The 21,690-nt window shown below is 73.4% G+C and carries 12 protein-coding genes; 5 read left to right on the forward strand and 7 right to left on the reverse strand.

Going from position 1 to position 21,690, the window contains the following annotated elements:
- The first annotated feature begins 11 nt into the window (after nt 1-11).
- From AC6CKD_RS11605 to AC6CKD_RS11615, 3 genes are all read left to right on the forward strand, one after another.
- Nucleotides 12-512, forward strand: a complete 501-nt coding sequence (locus AC6CKD_RS11605; protein ID WP_498326992.1) for a DUF6912 family protein — start codon at nt 12-14, stop codon at nt 510-512.
- A 155-nt stretch (nt 513-667) separates the two neighbouring features.
- Nucleotides 668-1,360 (forward strand): HAD family hydrolase, encoded by a 693-nt coding sequence (locus tag AC6CKD_RS11610; protein WP_498327557.1) that lies wholly within the window; start codon nt 668-670, stop codon nt 1,358-1,360.
- Nucleotides 1,361-1,756: 396 nt separating this feature from the next.
- Nucleotides 1,757-6,739 carry an NAD-glutamate dehydrogenase gene (locus AC6CKD_RS11615; RefSeq protein WP_498326993.1) on the forward strand — a complete coding sequence of 1,661 codons (4,983 nt, stop codon included), beginning with the start codon at nt 1,757-1,759 and terminating at the stop codon, nt 6,737-6,739.
- Nucleotides 6,740-6,900: 161 nt separating this feature from the next.
- Here the strand turns inward: AC6CKD_RS11615 and AC6CKD_RS11620 are convergent, their stop codons facing one another.
- The gene (locus AC6CKD_RS11620; RefSeq protein ID WP_498326994.1) at nt 6,901-7,695 is read right to left on the reverse strand and encodes an ABC transporter ATP-binding protein; all 795 of its coding nucleotides are present in this window, start codon (nt 7,693-7,695) and stop codon (nt 6,901-6,903) included.
- Nucleotides 7,688-8,659, reverse strand: coding sequence for an ABC transporter permease (locus AC6CKD_RS11625; RefSeq protein ID WP_498326996.1), 972 nt, complete (start codon nt 8,657-8,659; stop codon nt 7,688-7,690). The genes AC6CKD_RS11620 and AC6CKD_RS11625 overlap by 8 nt, the downstream gene beginning before the upstream one ends.
- 128 nt (nt 8,660-8,787) lie before the next feature.
- On the opposite strand from AC6CKD_RS11625, the gene AC6CKD_RS11630 reads away from it, so the two are divergent.
- Nucleotides 8,788-9,420 carry a TetR/AcrR family transcriptional regulator gene (locus AC6CKD_RS11630; protein ID WP_498326998.1) on the forward strand — a complete coding sequence of 211 codons (633 nt, stop codon included), beginning with the start codon at nt 8,788-8,790 and terminating at the stop codon, nt 9,418-9,420.
- Nucleotides 9,421-9,610: 190 nt separating this feature from the next.
- On the opposite strand, the gene AC6CKD_RS11635 is transcribed toward AC6CKD_RS11630, so the two are convergent.
- The 5 genes from AC6CKD_RS11635 to AC6CKD_RS11655 form a co-directional block, all read right to left on the reverse strand.
- Nucleotides 9,611-11,860: a bifunctional glycosyltransferase/CDP-glycerol:glycerophosphate glycerophosphotransferase gene (locus tag AC6CKD_RS11635; RefSeq protein WP_498326999.1), complete on the reverse strand. Its 2,250-nt coding sequence runs from the start codon at nt 11,858-11,860 to the stop codon at nt 9,611-9,613.
- A 128-nt stretch (nt 11,861-11,988) separates the two neighbouring features.
- The gene (locus AC6CKD_RS11640; protein WP_498327000.1) at nt 11,989-12,870 is read right to left on the reverse strand and encodes a carbohydrate ABC transporter permease; all 882 of its coding nucleotides are present in this window, start codon (nt 12,868-12,870) and stop codon (nt 11,989-11,991) included.
- Nucleotides 12,867-14,252, reverse strand: a complete 1,386-nt coding sequence (locus tag AC6CKD_RS11645; RefSeq protein WP_498327001.1) for a carbohydrate ABC transporter permease — start codon at nt 14,250-14,252, stop codon at nt 12,867-12,869. Before AC6CKD_RS11645 ends, AC6CKD_RS11640 begins: the two co-directional genes overlap by 4 nt.
- A 4-nt stretch (nt 14,253-14,256) precedes the next feature.
- Entirely contained in the window at nt 14,257-15,639 is a 1,383-nt protein-coding gene (locus tag AC6CKD_RS11650) for an ABC transporter substrate-binding protein (RefSeq protein WP_498327002.1), read from the reverse strand.
- 140 nt (nt 15,640-15,779) lie between these two features.
- Nucleotides 15,780-19,340 (reverse strand): FHA domain-containing protein, encoded by a 3,561-nt coding sequence (locus tag AC6CKD_RS11655; RefSeq protein WP_498327559.1) that lies wholly within the window; start codon nt 19,338-19,340, stop codon nt 15,780-15,782.
- A gap of 495 nt (nt 19,341-19,835) precedes the next feature.
- Between AC6CKD_RS11655 and AC6CKD_RS11660 the strand changes: the two genes are divergently transcribed.
- Complete coding sequence (locus AC6CKD_RS11660) at nt 19,836-21,602, forward strand: serine/threonine-protein kinase (protein ID WP_498327004.1); 1,767 nt, start codon at nt 19,836-19,838, stop codon at nt 21,600-21,602.
- The last annotated feature ends 88 nt before the right edge of the window (nt 21,603-21,690 follow it).

A 21,690-nucleotide genomic window follows, 5' to 3' on the forward strand; every position in this document is an offset into this window, starting at 1 on the left:
AGCAGCCGGCCATGCGCGTGTACGTCCCCCTGACCCTGCCCGGGCTCGCCGAGGCGCACCGGGCGGGTGAGCTGGGCCCGGCTCCGCTGCGGGCGTACGCCGTCACGCCCGGGCTGCGCGAGTGGTACGTGTCGGACGACATCGAGGAGCTGGAGTACGCCGCCCTGACCAGGGCCGCCGCCGCCTCGCTCCGGATGATCGCCGAGGACGGGACCGCGCCCCGCAAGCGGGTCGTGGTGGCCGTCGACGTGGACGACGCGGCCGTCACCGCCACCCCCGGCGTCGACGAGGCCGCGCTCGGCCGGGTGGCCCTCGGTGGGGCCGTACGGCTCTCGGTGGCGGCCGCGGTGCACGTGGACGCGGAAGAGGCCCTGGAGGACGTGAGCGCCGCCGTGGCAGCCGTTGGGGCCGCGGACGGGGGCGACGAGGACGCGCGGTCCACCGTCGACGAAGCCGAGGACCACGAGCTGCTGTGGTTCGGGGTCCAGGAGATCCCGGGGCTGCTGAAGTGAACCCGACGTCCGAGAACCCCGTGTCCGAGAACCCCGTGTCGGAGAACCCCGTGTCCGAGAGCCCCGTCTCCGAGAACCCCGCATCCGAGGGCGCCGCGCCCGTGCTCCCGACACCCGAGGGCCCCGCGCTCGTGGTGCCCGCGGGCCTGGCCGCCGTGCCCGCGCCCGCGGTCCCGGCCCCCGCGCCCGGGGCCCCGCACATCGTCTGGGACTGGAACGGCACGCTGCTCCACGACATCGACGCCGTCATAGCCGCCACCAACGCCTCCTTCGCCGAGCTCGGCCTGGCGCCGATCACCCTGGAGCGGTACCGCGAGCTGTACGTCGTACCGGTGCCGAAGTTCTACGAGCGACTCATGGGCCGGCTCCCCACGGACGCCGAGTGGCTGGTCATGGACGAGGCCTTCCACCGCCACTACTGGGTGGCCGCCGAGGACGCGGGGCTCGCCGAGGGGGCGCTCGAACTCCTGCGGGGCTGGCAGGCGGACGGGCTCACCCAGTCGCTGCTGTCCCTCGCGCCCCATGAGCAGCTCGTCCCGCTCGTCCGGGCGCACGGGATCGACGGGCACTTCCTGCGCGTCGACGGGCGTACCGGTCCCTCCCACACCACCAAGGCGGGACACCTCGTACGCCACATGGCAGCCCTGGACGGGACGGGAGTGACGGCAGGCCGTACGGTCCTCATCGGAGACGCCGTGGACGACGCACTGGCCGCCGCGCACGTCGGCGCGCGGGCCGTCCTCTATACCGGCGGTTCGCACAGCCGCGGCAGTCTGGAATCAGCCGGTGTCCCCGTCGTGGACAGCCTGGCGGAGGCCGTACGCACTGCTCGCGAGCTGGCCGGATAGCGACCGGAAGATGAGCGGAGAGCGACGACGGCCCGGCCAGGCACGCACGGCCGGGCCAGTCCCTGTCCAGAGTGTCAAAGTTACCCCCCCTCTTTTGTACACATACAGCTCATGACGAGCCGGGGGTGGAGCGAGATAGCCTGGTACCCGTGATCAGCGCGATAGTTCTCGGAGGCACTGAAGCCTCCGGCCCGCGCCCGGCGCACCACGGTGCCCGGGCCGTCGCTGATCCCCGCCCCCGGGACATCCTGCCGATCATGGCCGATTTCCTCCCGGTGGCCTCTCTCGACGGCATAGCGTCGATCCCGAACGGACACCGACACCCCGCCTCGCGGTGCTATGCCATTCCTTCCTTCACCTACGTCACGCAATGGCGCGCGACAGGAGCCAGAGGACATGCAGACCAAGCTGGACGAAGCAAAGGCCGAGCTGCTCGCGCGGGCGGCACGGGTAGCTGAGAACAGCCCGGCCGGGGGGCTACTTCCGACTGGGTCCGAGCAGGGGGAGCGTCCCGACCGGGACACGACTCTCGCCTACCTCCAGCGCTACTACCTGCACACCGCCCCGGAGGACCTCGTCGACCGGGACCCGGTCGACGTGTTCGGGGCCGCACTCTCGCACTACCGGCTCGCGGAGAACCGACCGCAGGGCACCGCGAGCGTGCGCGTGCACACCCCCACGGTGGAGGAGAACGGCTGGACCTCCAGCCACTCCGTCGTCGAGGTGGTCACCGACGACATGCCGTTCCTCGTGGACTCCGTGACGAACGAGCTGTCCCGCCACGGGCGCGGCATCCACGTCGTGATCCACCCGCAGGTCGTCGTCCGCCGCGACGTCGCCGGCAAGCTGATCGAGATCCTCGGCCCCGACTGCGACGCGCACGGTCCCCGCACGGCGCGCCCCCACGACTCCCTCGTCGAGTCCTGGATCCACGTCGAGATCGACCGCGAGACCGACAAGGCCGACCTCAAGCAGATCACCGCCGATCTGCAGCGCGTCCTGTCCGACGTACGCGAGTCCGTCGAGGACTGGGAGAAGATGCGCGACGCGGCGCTGCGCATCGCGCAGGAGCTGCCCGACGAGCCGACCGCCCCGGACCTGCGCGAGTACGAGCTCGAAGAGGCCCGTGAGCTGCTGCGCTGGCTCGCCGACGACCACTTCACCTTCCTCGGCTACCGCGAGTACAACCTCGTCGACGGCGACTCCCTGGCCGCCGTGCCCGGCACCGGCCTCGGCATCCTGCGCTCCGACCCGCTGCACCACGGCCAGGACGAGGCGCACCCCGTCTCGCCGTCCTTCAACCGGCTGCCGGCCGATGCCCGCGCCAAGGCCCGCGAGCACCGCCTGCTGGTGCTGACCAAGGCCAACAGCCGCTCCACCGTGCACCGCCCCTCGTACCTCGACTACGTCGGCGTGAAGAAGTTCGACGCCGAGGGCAACGTCGTCGGCGAGCGCCGCTTCCTCGGCCTGTTCTCCTCCGCCGCGTACACCGAGTCGGTGCGCCGGGTCCCGGTCATCCGCCGCAAGGTCGCCGAGGTCCTCGAAGGCGCCGGCTTCGCCCCGTCCAGCCACGACGGCCGCGACCTGCTCCAGATCCTGGAGACCTACCCGCGCGACGAGCTGTTCCAGACGCCGGTCGACAAGCTCCAGGAGATCGCCACCTCCGTCCTGTACCTGCAGGAGCGCCGCCGGCTGCGGCTGTACCTGCGCCAGGACGAGTACGGGCGCTACTACTCCGCGCTGGTCTACCTGCCGCGCGACCGCTACACCACCGGCGTGCGGCTGCGGCTGATCGCGATCCTGCAGGAGGAGCTCGACGGCATCAGCGTCGACTTCACCGCCTGGAACACCGAGTCGATCCTCTCCCGCATCCACTTCGTCGTCCGCGTCCCGCAGGGCACCGAGCTGCCCGTCCTGACCGACGCCGACGTGGAGCGCATCGAGGCGCGCCTGGTCGAGGCCGCCCGCTCCTGGGCCGACGGCTTCGGCGAAGCGCTCGTCGCGGAGCTGGGCGAGGAGCGCGCCGCCGAGCTGCTGCGCAAGTACGCGAACTCCTTCCCCGAGGGCTACAAGGCCGACCACTCGCCGCGCTCGGCCGTGGCGGACCTGTGCCACCTGGAGCGGCTGTCCGCGAGCGACCGCGAGTTCGCGCTGTCGCTCTACGAGCCGGTCGGCGCGGGCCCCGGCGAACGCCGCTTCAAGATCTACCGGACGGGCGAGCAGGTCTCGCTCTCCGCGGTCCTGCCGGTCCTGCAGCGCCTGGGCGTCGAAGTCACCGACGAGCGGCCGTACGAGCTGCGCTGCACCGACCGCTCCAACGCGTGGATCTACGACTTCGGTCTGCGGATGCCGCTGGCGACCGGCAGCGGTGACGGCGCCGGGACGGCCAACTACCTCGGCGACGACGCCCGCGAGCGGTTCCAGGACGCCTTCTCGGCGGTCTGGCGGGGCGACGCCGAGAACGACAACTTCAACACCCTGGTGCTGGGCGCCGGACTGACCTGGCGGCAGGCCGTGGTCCTGCGCGCGTACGCCAAGTACCTGCGCCAGGCCGGTGCCACCTTCAGCCAGGACTACATGGAGGACACCCTCCGCAACAACGTCCACACCACCCGGCTGCTGGTCTCCCTCTTCGAGGCCCGGATGTCGCCCGGCCGCCAGTCCGCGGGCACCGAGCTCGTCGACGCGATGATGGAGGAGCTGGACGGGGCCCTGGACCAGGTCGCCTCGCTGGACGAGGACCGGATCCTGCGCTCCTTCCTCACCCTCATCAAGGCGACGCTGCGCACGAACTTCTTCCAGCTCGACTCCGCGGGCGAGCAGCACTCCTACGTGTCGATGAAGTTCGACCCGCAGGCCATCCCCGACCTGCCGGCCCCGCGTCCGGCCTTCGAGATCTGGGTCTACTCCCCGCGCGTCGAGGGCGTCCACCTGCGCTTCGGCAAGGTCGCCCGCGGCGGCCTGCGCTGGTCCGACCGCCGCGAGGACTTCCGTACGGAGATCCTCGGCCTGGTCAAGGCGCAGATGGTCAAGAACACCGTCATCGTGCCCGTCGGCGCCAAGGGCGGCTTCGTCGCCAAGAACCTCCCCGACCCGTCGGTGGACCGCGACGCCTGGCTCGCCGAGGGCATCGCCTCGTACAAGATCTTCATCTCGGCGCTGCTCGACATCACCGACAACATGGTCGGCGGCGAGGTCGTCCACCCCAAGGCCGTGGTCCGCCACGACGAGGACGACACCTACCTCGTCGTCGCCGCCGACAAGGGCACCGCGACCTTCTCCGACATCGCCAACGGGGTCGCCGAGTCCTACGGGTTCTGGCTGGGCGACGCCTTCGCCTCCGGCGGCTCGGCCGGCTACGACCACAAGGGCATGGGCATCACCGCCCGCGGCGCCTGGGAGTCCGTCAAGCGGCACTTCCGCGAGCTCGGGCACGACACCCAGACGCAGGACTTCACGGTCGTCGGCGTCGGCGACATGTCCGGCGACGTCTTCGGCAACGGCATGCTGCTCTCCGAGCACATCCGCCTGGTGGCGGCCTTCGACCACCGGCACATCTTCATCGACCCGAACCCGGACGCGGCGACCTCCTACGCCGAGCGCCGGCGCCTGTTCGACCTGCCGCGCTCCTCGTGGGCGGACTACGACAGCTCGCTGCTGTCCGCCGGCGGCGGGATCCACCCGCGCAGCGCGAAGGCCATCCCGGTCAACGCGCAGGTCCGCGCGGCCCTCGGGATCGATGCGGGCGTCTCCAAGATGACCCCCGCCGAGCTGATGCAGGCCATCCTCAAGGCCCCCGTCGACCTGCTGTGGAACGGCGGCATCGGCACGTACGTCAAGGCGACGGCCGAGACGCACGCGGACGTCGGCGACAAGGCCAACGACGCCATCCGCGTCAACGGCTCCGACGTCTGGGCCAAGGTCATCGGCGAAGGCGGCAACCTGGGCCTGACCCAGCTCGGCCGCATCGAGTTCGCGCGCAGCGGCGCCGGCGGCGAGGGCGGCAAGGTCAACACCGACGCCATCGACAACAGTGCGGGCGTGGACACCTCCGACCACGAGGTGAACATCAAGATCCTGCTGAACTCGGTGGTCGCCGACGGGGACCTGACCGTCAAGCAGCGCAACAAGTTCCTCGCCGAGATGACCGACGAGGTCGGCCGGCTGGTGCTGCGCAACAACTACGCCCAGAACGTGGCGCTGGCCAACGGCGCCGCCCAGGCCCCCAGTCTGCTCCACGCCCAGCAGCGCTTCATGCGCCGCCTGGGCCGTGACCGCCTGCTGGACCGCGCCCTGGAGTTCCTGCCGAACGACCGGCAGCTCCGCGAGCTGCTGAACACCGGCAAGGGCCTGACCCAGCCGGAGCTGGCCGTCCTGTTCGCCTACACCAAGATCACGGTGGCGGACGAGCTCGTCCACACCGGGCTGCCGGACGACCCGTACCTCGACCGCCTGCTGCACGCCTACTTCCCGGGCGCACTGCTCGCGAAGTTCCCCGAGCAGGTCGACGGGCACGCGCTGCGCCGCGAGATCATCACCACGGTGCTGGTCAACGACACCGTCAACAGCGGTGGCTCGACCTTCCTGCACCGCCTGCGCGAGGAGACCGGGGCCTCCCTGGAGGAGATCGTCCGGGCGCAGCTCGCGGCCCGCGAGATCTTCGGCCTGGCCGGCGTGTGGGACGCGGTCGAGGCCCTCGACAACGTGGTCGCCGCCGACGTCCAGACCCGGATCCGGCTGCACTCGCGGCGGCTGGTCGAGCGCGGTACGCGCTGGCTGCTGAACAACCGGCCGCAGCCGCTCCAGATCACCGAGACCATCGAGTTCTTCGCCGAGCGGGTGGAGCGGGTCTGGTCGGACCTGCCGAAGCTGGTGCGCGGCGCGGACCTGGACTGGTACGAGGCCGTCATGGGCGAGCTGATCGGCGAGGGCGTGCCGGAGGAGCTGGCGGCCAAGGTGGCCGGCTTCTCGTCCGCCTTCCCGACGCTGGACATCGTCGCGATCTCGGACCGTACGGGTGTCGAGCCGCTGGCCGTCGCCGAGGTGTACTACGACCTCGCCGACCGGCTGGACATCACCCAGCTGATGGACCGGATCATCGAGCTGCCGCGGGCCGACCGCTGGCAGTCGATGGCCCGCGCGTCCATCCGCGAGGACCTGTTCTCGGCGCACGCGGCGCTGACCGCGGACGTGCTGGCGGTCGGGAACGGGACCTCGACTCCCGAGGAGCGCTTCAAGGCGTGGGAGGAGAAGAACGCGGCGATCATCGGGCGGGCGCGGACGACTCTGGACGAGATTCAGGGGTCGGACGACTTCGATCTGGCGAACCTGTCGGTGGCGATGCGGACGATGCGGTCGCTCTTGAGGGCGCACGCGTAGCCCTGGCGGGCCGGCTTGATGGAACGGGCCGGGCCCGGAACCCCCTTTGGGGTTCCGGGCCCGGCCCGTTCGTGGTGCGGCGCGTCGTGGGCGGGTGCGCCGCCGTTTCCCGGGGGCGCTGCCCCCGGACCCCCGCTCCTCAAACGCCGGAGCGGCTGGATTCAGCGGCGGTTGGTGAATTCCTCGTACGCGTCGCAGACCTCTTTCGAGGGGCCGTCCATGCGGAGGACGCCTGATTCGAGCCAGATCGCGCGGTCGCAGGTGGCGCGGACCGTGCCGATGCCGTGGCTGACCAGGAAGACGGTGCCGGCCCGTTCGCGGAGCTGCTCGATGCGGGCCTGGCTGCGGCGCTGGAAGGCGGCGTCGCCGGTGGCCAGGGCCTCGTCGATCATCAGGACGTCGTGGTCCTTGGCGGCGGCGATGGAGAAGCGCAGGCGGGCGCCCATGCCGGAGGAGTAGGTGCGCATGGGCAGGGAGATGAAGTCGCCCTTCTCGTTGATGCCGGAGAAGTCGACGATCCCCTGGTAGCGCTCGCGGATCTGCTGCCTGGACATCCCCATGGCGAGGCCGCCGAGGACCACGTTGCGTTCGCCGGTCAGGTCGTTCATCAGGGCGGCGTTCACGCCGAGCAGGGACGGCTGGCCGTGCGAGAAGATCCGGCCGCGCGCGACCGGCTGGAGGCCGGCGATGGCGGACAGCAGGGTGGACTTGCCGGAGCCGTTGGTGCCGATCAGGCCGATGGCCTCGCCCTTGTACGCGGTGAAGCTGACGCCCTTGACGGCATGCACCTCGCGGATGCCGGGAGCGGGCTCGCGGGAGAACATCCGGCTCAGGGCGGCGGTCGCGCCGCCCTTGCGGCCGCCCGAGCCGTGCACCCTGTAGATCACGTGGACCTCGTCGGCGATGACGGTCGGGGTCCGGGTCTCGACCGGGGTTGCGGTAGCGGTGTCAGCCACGGCCGTACTCCTCCTCTGCCTTCCAGAAGAAGACGAACCCGCCGACGCCGGCGAGCAGCGCCCAGCCCAGGGCGATCAGCCAGACGTGGGGCGGGAGCTGACCCGCCGTGTACGAGTCGATGAGCGCGAAGCGCATCAGGTCGATGAAGACGGCCGCGGGGTTCAGCTTGAGGGCCATCGAGACCCAGTCCGGCAGGTGGTCCGTACGGAGCATCTGGTCGATCGACCACATGACGCCCGAGGCGTACATCCAGGTCCGCAGGACGAAGGGCATCAGCTGGCTGACGTCCGGGCTCTTCGCTCCGATCCGCGCCATGGTCATGGCGCAGCCGGCGCAGAAGGCGGCCGTGAGGAGGAGGGTGGGGAAGGCGAGCAGCCAGCTCAGGGCGGGGGTCTGGCCGAAGGCGAGCAGCAGGACGATCAGTGCGCCCATGGTGATCAGCAGCTGCTGGAAGAGCTGGACGACGGTGGACAGGGGCAGCGAGGCGCGCGGGAAGTGCAGGGCGCGCACCAGGCCGAGGTTGGACTGCACGGCGCGGGTGGAGGCGTTGACGCAGCTTCCGATGAAGTCCCATACGAATACGCCCGTGATCAGGAACGGCACGTAGTCCGGGACGCCGTGGCTGGCGTGCATGACGATGCCGAAGATGAAGTAGTAGACGGCCGCGTTGAGCAGCGGGGTCATCAGGTGCCAGACCTGGCCGAGGCTGGCCTGGCTGTACTGGGCGTGCATCCGGGCGGTGGCGTACGCGGTCACGAAGTGGCGCCGGCCCCAGAGCTGTGCGAGGTAGCGGGGGAGGGTGGGGCGGGCTCCGCTGAGGGTCAGGCCGTGGGCTGCCGCCAGCGCGGCGATGGGGTCCGGGGCCTGGTGCCGGCGCTTGTCCTTGCCCTTGGTCCGGCCCTTGGTCCGGCCCTTGGGGTTCTCCGGGGCGGGGGTCGGTGGTGGCGCGGTGGTCACAGTCACGAGGGTCGCTTTCGACGGGGTCGGGGCGTCGGCTGGCGATGGGACGGGTCCGTATCGTCGCTACGGTGAGGTTAGGACGTTAGGCGTCGGAACGCAACCGTATCGTCGTCGCGGGTTATGCTCTGCTTATGACGCCTGAGCCTGCCGCCGCCGCCCCTGCCGCCCGTAGAGCCCCCGCGGGGGCCGCCGTTCTCCGTGAGGACGTGACCGAGGCGATCCGGGCGGCCGTCGTCGAGGAGCTGGCCACCGTCGGGTTCTCGAAGATGTCGATCGAGGGCATCGCGCGGCGGGCGGGCGTGGGGAAGACGGCCGTGTACCGCCGGTGGAAGTCGAAGCTGCACCTGGTGCTGGACCTGGTGGGGGCCTTCGCCGTGGACGGCCTGCCGGTGCCGTCGACGGGGTCGCTCTACGGGGACGTACGGGCGCTGCTGGAGGTGATGTCACACGTGCTGCGGCATCCGGTGGCCTCGGCGGTGATCCCCGACCTGCTGGTGGAGGCGGCGCGGAATCCGGAGATCGCGGATGCGGTGCGGGGGGCTCTGCTGGAGGGGCAGCGGCGGATGGCGGAGGGGATCGTCTCCGAGGCGGTCTCCCGGGGGGATCTGCCGGTGGGGGTGGACGCGGGGAAGGCGCTCGATCTGGCGATCGGGCCGTTGTACTGGCGGCAGGTGGTCGTGCGGGACGCGGTGTCGGCGGCGTATCTGGACGACCTCGCGCGGTCGGTGGTCGCCGGGCTGACGGTCGGGGGGCCGGCGGCCTGAGGGGCTTCCGCTGCGCGGGGCGGAGTCCCCTACCCGCCCTTCGCCCGTTCCCCGGGCTCTGCCCGGACCCCGGTCCTCAAGCGCCGGACGGGCTGGGAGGGTGCCCCGGGCTGCGCCCGGACCCCCTGGGGCTCCGCCCCAGCCCCCGGTCCTCAAACGCCGGACGGCTGAAAAGACCGGAGCGCCCGGGCTACGGCCAGCGGCTCGTGGTCAGGTGGGCCAGGGTGGGTTCCGGGGAGGCGGAGGGGGCCGCGGGGGTGGGGCGGCGGTCTTCCAGCGGGGTGACGGGGGCGGTCGGCTGGCTCAGGAAGACGCGGCGGACCACGCGCTCCGCCGCCTGGCCGTCGTCGTGCGTGCAGAACCGGGCCCGGAAGGACGCGCGGAGCTGTGCCGAGCGCGATCCCTGCCAGTGGCCGGTGGAGAAGATGTCCACCAGCTCGTCCTCGGTGCGGGCGATCGCCCCCGGCGGGAAGGCGCGGAGGTCGAAGTACGTGCCGCGGGAGGCCTCGTACGCCTCCCAGTCGTCCGCGTGGATCACGATCGGGCGGTCCAGGGACGCGTAGTCGAACATCAGGGACGAGTAGTCCGTCACCAACGCGTCCGAGGCCAGGCAGAGTTCCTCGACGGAGGGGTGGGCCGAGACGTCGAGGAGGCGCGGGTGCGGCTCGGGCGAGGGCGAGCCCGCGTAGGTGAGGTGGGTGCGGGCGAGGATCGTGTAGCGCGGGCCCAGGTCGCGCAGGATGCGGTCGAAGTCCAGGTGTTCGGGGCGGCTGCGGCGGTAGTCGCGGTGGGTCGGCGCGTACAGGATCGCCGTGGAGCCCGGCGGGATGCCGAGGCGTTCGCGCAGCTCCAGGACGTCGGCCTGGGTGGCTTGGTGGAACACGTCGTTGCGGGGGTAGCCGTATTCGAGCGTCGTGTACGAGGAGGGGACCGCCTTCTCCCAGACGAGCGTGGAGTGGCGGTTCGAGGAGAGCAGGTAGTCCCACTGGTCCGCGCCGCGGAGCAGGCCCGCGAAGTCCGTCGTGGGCGTGGCCGCCGGGCGGTCCTGGAGGTCGAGGCCGACCCGCTTGAGCGGGGTGCCGTGCTGCGTCTGGACGAGGATCTGGCCGGGGCGCTTGACCAGCGCACGGTCGAAGTTGACGTTCGTGACGAGGTAGGTCGCGCGGGCCAGCGCCGTCCAGTACGCCGCCGAGCCCGGGCGGAGGGGGACGGTGTCGCGGGGCAGGGTCGAGGCGTGCGCCGGGTCACAGATCCAGGCCGTCCGCATGCGCGGGGCGAGCTCGCGCAGCTTGGCCTCGATCGCCGCCGGGTTGCAGGCGTAACCGCCGTGCCAGTACGCGGAGAAGACCGCGAGCTCCGGGCGGAGCGGCAGCAGGCGCTGCGCGCGGTAGTGCAGGCGCAGGGCGGTTTCGCGCAGGCCCCGCCCCAGGGTGGCCCCGGCGCGGCCGCCCGTGAGCGAGGCCGAGCGGAGCAGGGAGAGGACGCGGTACGCGCGCCTCGTGCCGAGCCGCATCAGGAGGTGGCGGGTACGGTCCGTCCGGCTCAGCGACAGCGGCCGGGGGCCCGGCACCCGGTAGCGGCGCAGCAGGGCCGAGGCCCGGGCGAAGAACTCGGCCCGGGCGGCGCGCGGGAGCCGGCGCGGGTCCGCGTACAGGGCGCAGAAGTGCTCGGCCATCCTCCGGTGCACGGCGGGCCGCCAGCGCTCCAGCTCGGGGCGGGTGGCGAGGTAGCCGAAGACGCGGTCGTACTGGTCGAAGACGTCCAGGTGGCGGCGGGTGGACGTGGTCAGGATCGAGCCCGTGCGGCGCTGGCGGTAGTGCACGCAGACCCGGTCCAGGACCGCCACGGACTCCGCCGCCAGGAGCGCGGGATAGGTCCAGGGGGTGTCCTCGTAGAAGCCGGGCGGGAAGGAGAGGCCCTCGCGCTCCACGTACTCGCGGCGGTAGGTCTTGTTCCACACCACCATCAGCATGCCCAGGAGCGCAGGGCGGTCGGCGAGGCGGAAGCTGGCCGGGCCCTCCTCGGAGAGGCGGTGGGAGAGGCTGTTGCGGACCAGCTCGCCGGTCCAGTAGGTGCGCGCGTAGTCGTAGACGAGGACGTCCGGGGACCCGGTGGCCTTCAGCCGGTCGGTGATGGCCTGCAGGGCGCCGGGCGCCAGGGTGTCGTCTCCGTCGAGGAAGACCAGGTAGTCGCCGGTGGCCCGGGACAGGCCCGCGTTGCGGGCCGGCCCCAGGCCCAGGTTGTGCGCCAGGTGCACGGCGGTGACCCGGGGGTCGCGGGCCGCGTAGTCGTCGATGATCGAACCGCAGGCGTCCGGGGAGGCGTCGTCGACCACGATCAGTTCGAGATCCGGGTACGACTGGGTCAGGACCGAGTCCAGACTCTCCTGGAGGTACGCCTGGACCTTGTACGCGGGCACGATGACGCTGAACCGGGGCACGGCACATCCAGGGGTCGGCGCGGGCATATGGCCCAGGAACCCCCGGCGTGGTGATCGGGTTACGCAGGGTGCGGCATTCGGGTTACGGAGCGTCAACCGCGCACGTCGATGCCGTGATCCACGCCGCTCTACTTGATCGCTCCGGCCATCACCCCCGAGACGAACTGCCGCTGGAAGGCGAAGAAGACGACGAGCGGCACGACCATCGACAGGAAGGCGCCGGGCGCCAGCACGTCGATGTTGTTCCCGAACTGCCGTACCTGCTGCTGGAGCGCGACCGTGACGGGCGGGTGCGCCGAGTCCGCGAAGACCAGCGCGACCAGCATGTCGTTCCACACCCACAGGAACTGGAAGATGCCGAGCGAGGCGATCGCAGGCCCGCCCAGGGGCAGCACCACCCGCGCGAACAGCCGCAGTTCGCCCGCCCCGTCGAGCCGGGCCGCCTCCAGGAGCTCGCGCGGGATCTCCGCGAAGAAGTTGCGCAGAAGGAACACCGCGAACGGCAGCCCGAAGGCGGTGTGGAAGAGGACCACGCCCGCCGTGGTCTCGAACAGTCCGATGGAGCCGAAGAGTTCGGAGACCGGGATCAGCGCCACCTGGACGGGTACGACGAGCAGCGCGACCACGAGCAGGAACAGCCAGTCGCGGCCGGGGAACTCCAGCCAGGCGAAGGCGTATCCGGCGAACGCCCCCAGGGTCAGGACGAGCAGGGTCGCCGGGACGGCGATGGCCGCCGTGTCGAGGAGCGAGCCCGTGACGGTGTCGTTGGCCAGCAGCCGCTCGTAGTTGTCGGCCGTCAGCCGGGAGGGCGCCGTCAGCGCCTGCCACCAGCCGCCGTCGTTCAGCGCGGTGGGGGACAGGAAGGAGGAGACCAGCAGCCCGAGCGTGGGCAGCAGCCAGAACAGGCCCGCGAGGACCAGGAAGACGCGCACCGTCCCGCCGGCTGCCCGGGAGGCGAGGGACCGCGCGATCGGCGGGGTACGGGGCGAAGCGCCCGGCAGTGTGCTCATCGGCGGGCCTCCCGGCGCATCCGGCGGATGTTGTAGGCCATGACGGGAGCCACCAGGACCAGCAGGAGCACCGCGATGGCGCTGCCCAGCCCCGGATCGGCGTCCGTGCCGAAGGAGGTCCGGTAGAGCTGGAGCGCCAGGACGTTGGCGTCGTCCTGCACCGCGCCCGGGGCGATCACGAAGACAAGGTCGAACACCTTCATGACGTTGATGACGAGGGTGACCAGCACGACGGCCAGGACGGGCGCCAGCAGCGGTACGGTGACCCGCCGCAGCACCTGCCATTCGCTCGCCCCGTCCACCCGCGCCGCTTCCAGCAGCTCGCGCGGTACGGCCGCCAGCCCGGCCCCGATCAGCACCATCGCGAACCCGGCCCACATCCACACGTAGGCCCCGATCACCGCCGGGGTCACCAGCGTCGGGCCGAGCCACTCCACGCCCCCGTACGCCTCCCGGAAGTTGGAGGCGGGCAGCCGCAGCAGTGCGCCGTCGGCCGCGCCGGACAGGGTGAAGGTGCCGTCGGCCCGGGTCCTCGCCGAGTCGACCACCCGGCCGTCCTTGACCGCCTCGACCCGCAGCCCGGAGAGCGCGGACTCGGTGGCGTCGACCGTGTTCGTCGCGCCGCCCCCGCCCCGGGTGAAGTCCTGCCAGGCGGTGCCGGTGACCTTCCCGGGCTCGGCGGCGGCCGGCCGCGCCGTACGCGTTCCCGGCGGAAGTGCCTCCGGGGCGATGCCGACCAGCGGGAGCGGTGCGGGCACGCCCGCCCGTACCGGATCGCGGGTCACGTACGCGCCCCCGTCCGCCGGGACCAGCGGGGAGTCCCGGCCGGGGCGGGCCTTGGGGAAGGCGGAGGACTCGGCGAAGGTGTCGTGGACGCCGACCCAGACGGCGTTCGCCACGCCCCGGTCGGGGTCGGCGTCGTAGACGAGCCGGAAGATGATGCCCGCGGCGAGCATCGAGATGGCCATCGGCATGAAGACGATCAGCTTGAAGGCCGTGCCCCAGCGCACCCGTTCGGTCAGCACGGCGAAGAGCAGGCCGAGCGCGGTGGCGGTGACCGGGGCCAGCACCACCCAGATCGCCGTGTTCCCCAGGGCGGTGCGGATCGTGTCGTCGCGCAGGATCTCCCCGTAGTTCCCGGCGCCCACGAACTCCTGGCCCGAGCGGTCGAAGAAGCTGCGGTAGAGCGAGTAGCCGATGGGATGGACGACGAGCGCGCCGAGCAGGACGAGGCAGGGGAGGAGGAACGCCGCCGCGGTCAGGCGGCGGCGCCGGTTCTCCTTGCTCCTCGGGGTGCCGCGGCCGGTCGCCGGGCCGGCCGCGGGGCGTGTCGCCGGGCGGTTCGCGGGGGAGGCCACGGGGGATCCGGTGGGGGAGGCCACGGGATCAGTTCCCGTAGGCCTTGGCCGCGTCCGCCTCCAGCCTCGCCTGCGTCCCCGCCACGTCGGCCGGGTTCGCCAGGAAGTCCTGGAGCGCCTTCCACTCGCCCGCGCCCGGGGTTCCGCCGAAGGCCGCCGGGGCCTGGTCCGACATGTCGAACCGGAAGTCGTCGCCCGCCGCGATCAGGGCCTCGGCGATACCGCGCTGGATGTCGTTCGGGTACGCGGCCGGTTCGAGCGCCTTGTTCGGAGAGAGGAAGCCGCCCTCACGGGCCTGGATCCGCGCGGAGTCCGGCGAGGCCAGGAACGTCAGCAGCGCCTGCGCGCCCTTCGAGTCCTTCAGCGCGACCGCCACGTCACCGCCCGAGACCACCGGGGCCTTGCCGCCGACCGAGGGGAAGGGGAAGACCAGCGCGTCCGTACCCACCTTCGCGTCCGTCTGCGCGATGTTCACCGCCACGAAGTCGCCCTCGAAGACCATCGCGGCCGCCGGCCGGTCGCCGCCGGTGAAGGTCTGCGTCACCGACTTCGGGAACTCGGTCGCCAGCGCCCCGCTCTGGCCGCCCGCGAGGAAGTCCTTGCGGCCGAACAGCTCGGCGAGCGAGGTCAGCGCCTGCTTCACGCTGTCGTCCGTCCACTTGATCTCGTGCTTCGCCAACTGGTCGTACTTCTCCGGGCCCGCCTGCGAGAGGTAGACGTTCTCGAACCAGTCGGTCAGGGTCCAGCCGTCGGCCCCGGCCACCGAAACCGCCGGGGTACCGGACGCGGACAGGGTGTCGGCCGCCGTGAGGAGCTCCTTCCAGGTGGCCGGGGGACTCACGCCCGCCGCCTCGAAGGCCTTCGCGTTGTACCAGATCAGCGACTTGTTGGCGGCCTTGTAGTACACGCCGTACTGGGTGCCGTCGACCGCGCCCAGCTTCTTCCAGCCGGGCGAGTAGTTGCTGTCGAGCTGGGCCTGCGCGTCGGCGCCGACCGGCTGCGCCCACTTGTTCTTGACCGCCGAGACCAGAGCCCCGACCTGCGGGAGCAGCGCCACGTCCGGCGGGGCGCCGCCCGCGATCTTCGAGCCGAGGAAGGTGACGATCGGGTCCTGCGCCGGGACGAAGGTGACCGTGGCGCCCGTCCGCCGCTCGAACTCCTTGAGGACCTTGACGAAGTTCGCCTGCTCCGCGCCCGTCCAGACGGCGGCGACCTCCAGCTTCTCCCCGTCGAGCCGGGGCAGCGCGACGACCGGCCCGCCCGCCGTGCCGGTGCCGTCGGTGCCCTTCGCGGGCTCCTTGCCGTCACCGCCGCCGCAGGCGCTGAGCGCGAGCGCCCCGGCCACGGCCAGTGCGGCCCAAGTGTGCTGTGTCCGCAGGGATGTCGTGCGGCTCGTTCCGTGCTTGCGCATGGCGGTGCCCCCGATGCCTCGCTGGCGATGGTGTGTCCCGTGCCACAAGGTCTACGCCGCCCCGCGCACCCCCGCAATACCGCCTCGCGGCGTACGGGGGTGTGCGGAGGTCCCCTCGGGGGGCCGCTCGGGGTTCTGGTTCAGGGGGCCGGCGGGAACAGCACCGGTACCGCCGACACCAGGTGCGAGGCCCGGTCCAGGGCGCTGGCCAGCAGCGCCAGGTCCGTCGGGCCGTTGCCCAGCTCGCGGACGGGGCGACGGGCCGGCGGATCGCCCATCCGCTCCCACTCCACCGGCACCACCGTCGGCCGGAGCGTCGCCGTCCGGGGGATCCGGCCGGTGACCCGGCCGCCCTGGAAGGGGACCGTGCGCCCGTCGGCGTACCGGAGCACGCCCCGGCCGGGGCCCGGCTGGTCGGGGGCGTCGAGTTCCACGCGCAGGGTCGTCAGCCGGGCCAGCTCGGTGTCGGCCGTCCGGTCCGGGCGGGCGCTGGTGGCCACCAGGTGCACCCCGAGGCGGGCTCCCTCGCGGGCCACCGCCTCCAGCGCGCGGACCACCGAACCGGCGGCGGGCCGGCCCGTGCTGCCCAGGCCCGGCGCGACCAGCGCGTCGAAGTCGTCCACGAGCACCACGAGGCGGGGCAGCGGGCTGGGCCCGGCCGCCGGATCGGTACGGGTGGCCGAGGAGCGCAGCCGCAGGGTGCCGGAACGCTGGGGCTCCAGATCGCCGCGCAGTTCGCCGGGGGTGGGCTGGCGGGGCGAGACCATCCGGTCGGAGACCTCGCGCACGGCGTGCCACTCGGAGAACGGCACCCCGTCCAGGAGTTCGGCCCGCCGCTTGAGCTCGGCGCCCAGCGCCTGCGCGAACTCCCGCATCCGCAGCGGGTCCGAGGCGACCAGGTGGGCCGAGACGTGCGGCAGCTCCGTACAGGGCAGCAGGCCGTCGCCGCGCTCGCCGCCGGACCCGTCGAGCAGGACCAGGCCGAGCCGGTCGGGCCGGGCGGCGGCCGACAGGGAGGCCGCGACGGAGCGCAGCAGTTCCGTACGGCCGCTGCCGGCGGGCCCCTCGATCAGCACGTGCGGCCCGTCGGTGACCAGTTCGGCGCCCACCGGTCCGCGCCGGCCGGTGCCCAGGACTATCTCCGCGAGCCCGCCGACGCGCTGCCCCTGGTCGGTGGCGGCGGCCCAACGGGCCATCAGCGAAGCCGGGGTGGCCCGGGCCAGGCCCAACTCGTCGAGCAGCCGGGAGGTCTGGGGCAGGTTGGCGGCGGCGGGCCGGTAACCGCCCTCAGTGACCGGGGAGTCGGCCTTGAGCGGAGCCAGGGCGCGGGCGAACCGCTCCGCCCAGGCCGCCGACACTGCGTCCGCCGTGGCCGTCCCGCCGGAGGCGGCCGGTTTGCCGCCGGAGACCGCGAAGGTCCGTACGGTCGTGGCCACATCACCGCTGAGCAGCGCGGCGGTCGGGCAGTCCCGGAAGGCGGGGGTGGCCGCGCAGGCCGCCTCGTAGGTCTCGGCGACCGGTGAGGCGGGCGTCGCGGCCGGGGCCTCGGCCAGGGCCAGCACGTGGATCCCGGCGGCCGGCCCGTGTGAGGTCAGCCGGCCGGTGATGTCCCGCAGCGCCCCCGGACCGGGGTCCCCGTCGAGGACCAGGAGGGTGAACGGGCCCCGGTAGCCGTACGAGGCCTCGCGGACCGCGTCCGGGCCCGCGGCGGCCCAATGGGTGCCGAGGGGGCCGTCGTCGAGCCGCCGGGCCAGCTCCCCGGCGCGGGCGGCCGCCTGATCGCGGTCGTACGCGAGCAGCAGCCTGCAGTCCTGGCCGTGCGCGGGGCGCACGTGGGGGAGCCAGCCGAGCCAACCCCAGTCGCGGCGGCGTTCGGCGAGCGGGCGGGCCCGGTCGGCCGAGATCAGCACGATCTCCAGGCGCTGGCCGGGGGCGTGCAGGGCCGCCAGCCGCGCGATGACGGAGCGGGCCACACCGGTCAGCCGGGCCCGGGGTCCGGCGATGCCGAGCGCGCCGGTCTCGCGGAGCGCGACCTCGCTGCCCGCGCCGAGCGTGACGTCGAGCGCGGCGGGCCCGGCCCACAGTCGCGGGGCCGGCCCGAGGGCGGTGAGGAGCAGGGCCGCGGGATCGTCGGAGCCGGGCCGCGCGGCGACGGCTGCCGCCGTCTCGGCGACCACCTCCACCTCGGCGGCCTCCGCCCCGCGCACCCACTTCCGCGCCCAGGCCCCGATGCCGCGGCGCCCTCCACGGCGGGGTTCGGCCTCGGCCCCGGCCTCGTGGGCCGCCCCGGGCTGCTCCCAGCCGCCCGCGCCGTGGTGTTCGACCCCGGTCCGCGGGGACGACCCCGCCCCGGCGCGGCCTTGCGGGCCCGGGGCCGCGGCCGGGTGTGCCGGTCCGGTGTAGGGCCCGGCGGCGCCCGCGTGGACCGCTCCGCCGTACTGGCCGGCGCCGGGCGCGGCCGGGCCGGTCCCGGCGTAGGGATCGGTGTCCGGTGTGGCCGGTCCGGCCCCGGAACCGGTCCGGGCGGGCCGGTCGGGGACCGCGTGGTGTCCGGCACCCGGGGCGCCGGGCCCGGGAACGGGCCGGGCGATGCGGCCCGCACGGAGCGGGCCGGCGTCGCCGTCCCGGTCGGCCTCGTCGTACGGCCAGGGGTCCGGGGAGGCGGAGCCCGACGCGCCCCGGCCGCCTCCGGCGTGCTGCTCGGTGCCCGGGGCGGCGGGGGCCGCTCCGGCGCCACCGTCCCAGTGCGCCGCGGGCGCGCCCGGGCCGCCGGCCGCGGAGCCGGGCCGGACGGGGTCGGGGACGAAGGCCCCGTTCCGGGAAGGGGCGGGGCGGGGGATCTGTCCCTGTGCTCCCGGGCCCCCCGCGCCGGGGCCGGTCCACGCTCCGCCGGAGGCACCGCCCCCGGGGTGCGGCCCGGCCGCGGGGGCCTGCGTACCGCCGGTGCGGACCGCATCGGGGTGTCCGGCGTCCCCGTCCGGGTGGGGTTCCGGGAGGGGCACGCAGAGGTGGCCCTCCAGGTCCGGGGTGAGCGGGAGGGGAGCGGGGGCCGGGCCCACGGCCAGCCGGAGGGTGGATTCGCCCACCCGCAGCAGCGCCCCCGGCGCGAGCGCCACCCGCTCCGCGCCGACCACCGCGCCGTCGAGCGTCGTCCCGTTCGTCGACCCGAGGTCGGCCACGGCCACCCGCCCGTCGGGCAGGACCGTCACGGTGCAGTGCAGGCGCGATACGTCCGGATCGTCCAGCGGGACGTCCGCGTCGGCCGAGCGCCCGATCCGGATCGCGCCCGGGTGCAGCAGGTGCACCCCGCCGGCGTCCGGACCGGCCACGACGTGCAACTGCGGCCCGTCGCCGAGGGAGGTCGCGGCCGCGGTCCCGTCCGTCCGGACGTCGGGGCCGGGCACGTTCAGGGACAGCACCGCCCCGTCCACGAGCGGCGGCTCGCCGAGCGCGCACCGCGCGGGGTCCAGGCGCTCCGCACCGGCGTACAGCACGACCGTGCCGCCGGTGTCGGGTCCGCCGACGGTCGCCGCGAGCCCGGAGGCCACCGCGGACAGCGCGGTGCCGGCGGGCGCGGTGACGAGTACGTCACAGCTCGCCGGCCCGCCTCCTCCGCCGGTACCCCCGCCGGTGGCGGTCGCGGTGGCGGTCTGGTGGCCGCTGCGCGACCCCGACCCAAGGACGGTCAGCCGGATCTGCATCGCCGTCAGCGGTCCCTTCTGCGCGGTGCGCGGTGTGTGCGCCCGGCAGGGACCCGCGGGACGGTCACCCATGCCGTTCGCATGCGGTGCCCGTCCGCCCGCCCCCACCCGGCACGGACGCGTCGTCCGGTCAGGTCTGCTCGGAAGGCGGGGCTCCCGTCCCGGCCGTTCCGTACGGGTGCATCCTCGCACCTGTCGTCCTCAACACGCCCGTCACCCACCGACAAGTGATCTTGATCGGTCGCGGATCGGCACCGGACCTGCGAGCGGGCCGATCGGATAGCGACACGAAGACCGGGAAAATCGCCCCCGGCATACGCCGCAAACATCACCCTTCGCGCATATGTGCGGCAACCAACCTCCCTCACCCCGCGTCTTCCCCCGGGACAAGCCCTAGAGTGGGCCGGAAAACCATTTCGCAGATCAGGCGTGGATCAAGCGTGGATCACGCGCTTGACCACTCGCCGGACTCGACGACAGCAGGGAGCGCGCGACGTGCGGCCAGTCGGCAGCAAGTACCTGCTCGAGGAGCCGCTCGGGCGCGGCGCCACGGGCACCGTCTGGCGCGCCCGCCAGCGGGAGGCGGCCGGTGCGGAGGCGGCGGTAGCCGGCCACGCCGGCGAGACCGTGGCCATCAAGGTCCTCAAGGAGGAGCTGGCCCAGGACCCGGACATCGTCATGCGCTTCCTGCGCGAGCGCTCGGTCCTGCTGCGCCTGACCCACCCCAACATCGTCCGCACCCGCGACCTCGTCGTGGAGGGCGATCTCCTCGCCCTCGTCATGGACCTCGTCGACGGCCCGGACCTGCACCGGTACCTGCGCGAGAACGGTCCCTTCACCCCGGTCGCCGCGAGCCTGCTCACCGCCCAGATCGCGGACGCGCTCGCCGCGAGCCACGCCGACGGCGTGGTCCACCGCGACCTGAAGCCCGCCAACGTCCTGGTCGACGAGCGCGACGGCCAGATGAAGCCGATGCTCACCGACTTCGGCATCGCGCGCCTGGCCGACTCCCCGGGCCTGACGCGCACGCACGAGTTCGTCGGCACCCCGGCCTACGTCGCCCCCGAGTCCGCCGAGGGCCGCCCGCAGACCTCCGCCGTGGACATCTACGGCGCCGGCATCCTGCTCTACGAACTCCTCACCGGCCGGCCGCCCTTCGCGGGCGGTACCGCGCTGGAGGTCCTGCACCGCCACCTCAGCGAGGAGCCGCAGCGCCCGCCGAACGTGCCCGAGCCGCTGTGGACGGTCATCGAGCGCTGCATGCGCAAGGAGCCCTACGAGCGCCCCAGCGCGGAGACCCTGGCGCGCGGCCTGCGCGTCGTCGCCTCCGGCATCGGCGTGCACTCCACGGCCGCCGAGGTCGAGGCCGCCCTCGGCGTCGGCGCCCTCCTCGCGCCCGACCCCTCGCCCGCGCCGGTGCCCGAGACCCCGGGCGCCGCGGACGCCACGCAGATGCTGCCCGGCGGGGCCGGTGCCTCCCCGATGGGGGCCTACGCCCCCAACGCCATGACCAGCGTGATGCCGCCGGTCGGCGCGGCCGACGCCACGTCCGTGCTCCCGAGCACGGGGGCGCCCGGGGCCGACCCGACCTCCGTGATGCCGCCCGTGCAGCGGCCCGACCAGCCGCACCCGTGGCAGTCGCAGATGCGGGCCGCCCGCGACCGCAACGAGCAGACGCAGATGCAGTACCTGGACCCGAGCGAGGATCCCCTGCGCCGCCGGCCGCAGCGCCAGGGCCCGCCGCCGCAGCAGCACCAGCAGCCGCAGCGGCCCCAGCAGCCTCCGCAGCAGCAGCCGTACCGGCAGGCTCCGCCGCCGCAGCAGTACCAGCAGCCTCAGCAGTACCCGCAGCAGCAGTACGCGCCGCAGCCCCCGCCGCAGCACTATCAGCCGCCGCAGCAGCACCCCCAGCAGTACCAGCAGCCGCAGGGGCAGCCCCAGTACCGCCAGCCCCAGCCGCCGCCCCAGCAGCAGCCGCCGCAGGGTCCGCCGCCGCGTCAGCAGCCGCCCCGGCGGGAGCCCCGCGAGCCCCGCCGCAGCGCGAACCCGGTGAAGATCCCCGGCCTGGGCTGCCTCAAGGGCTGCCTGGTGATGATCCTGGTGTTCTTCGTCGCGGGCTGGCTGGTCTGGGAGTTGACCCCGCTCCAGGAGTGGGTCGGCACCGGGCGGGGCTGGTGGGACCAGGTGTGGACCTGGGGCTCGGACGTCGTGGACTGGGTCACCGCGATCGGCGACGCCACGGGCGGCGGTACGACTCCCTGAGCTCTGCGCGCTTCCCGGGGGCGCTGTACCGGCGCAATCCACCCGAACCGGGCCCCGTACCGGTGACTTCGTGGATTTGTCGACTTCC

This window comes from Streptomyces sp. GQ60 (genome assembly GCF_059758875.1).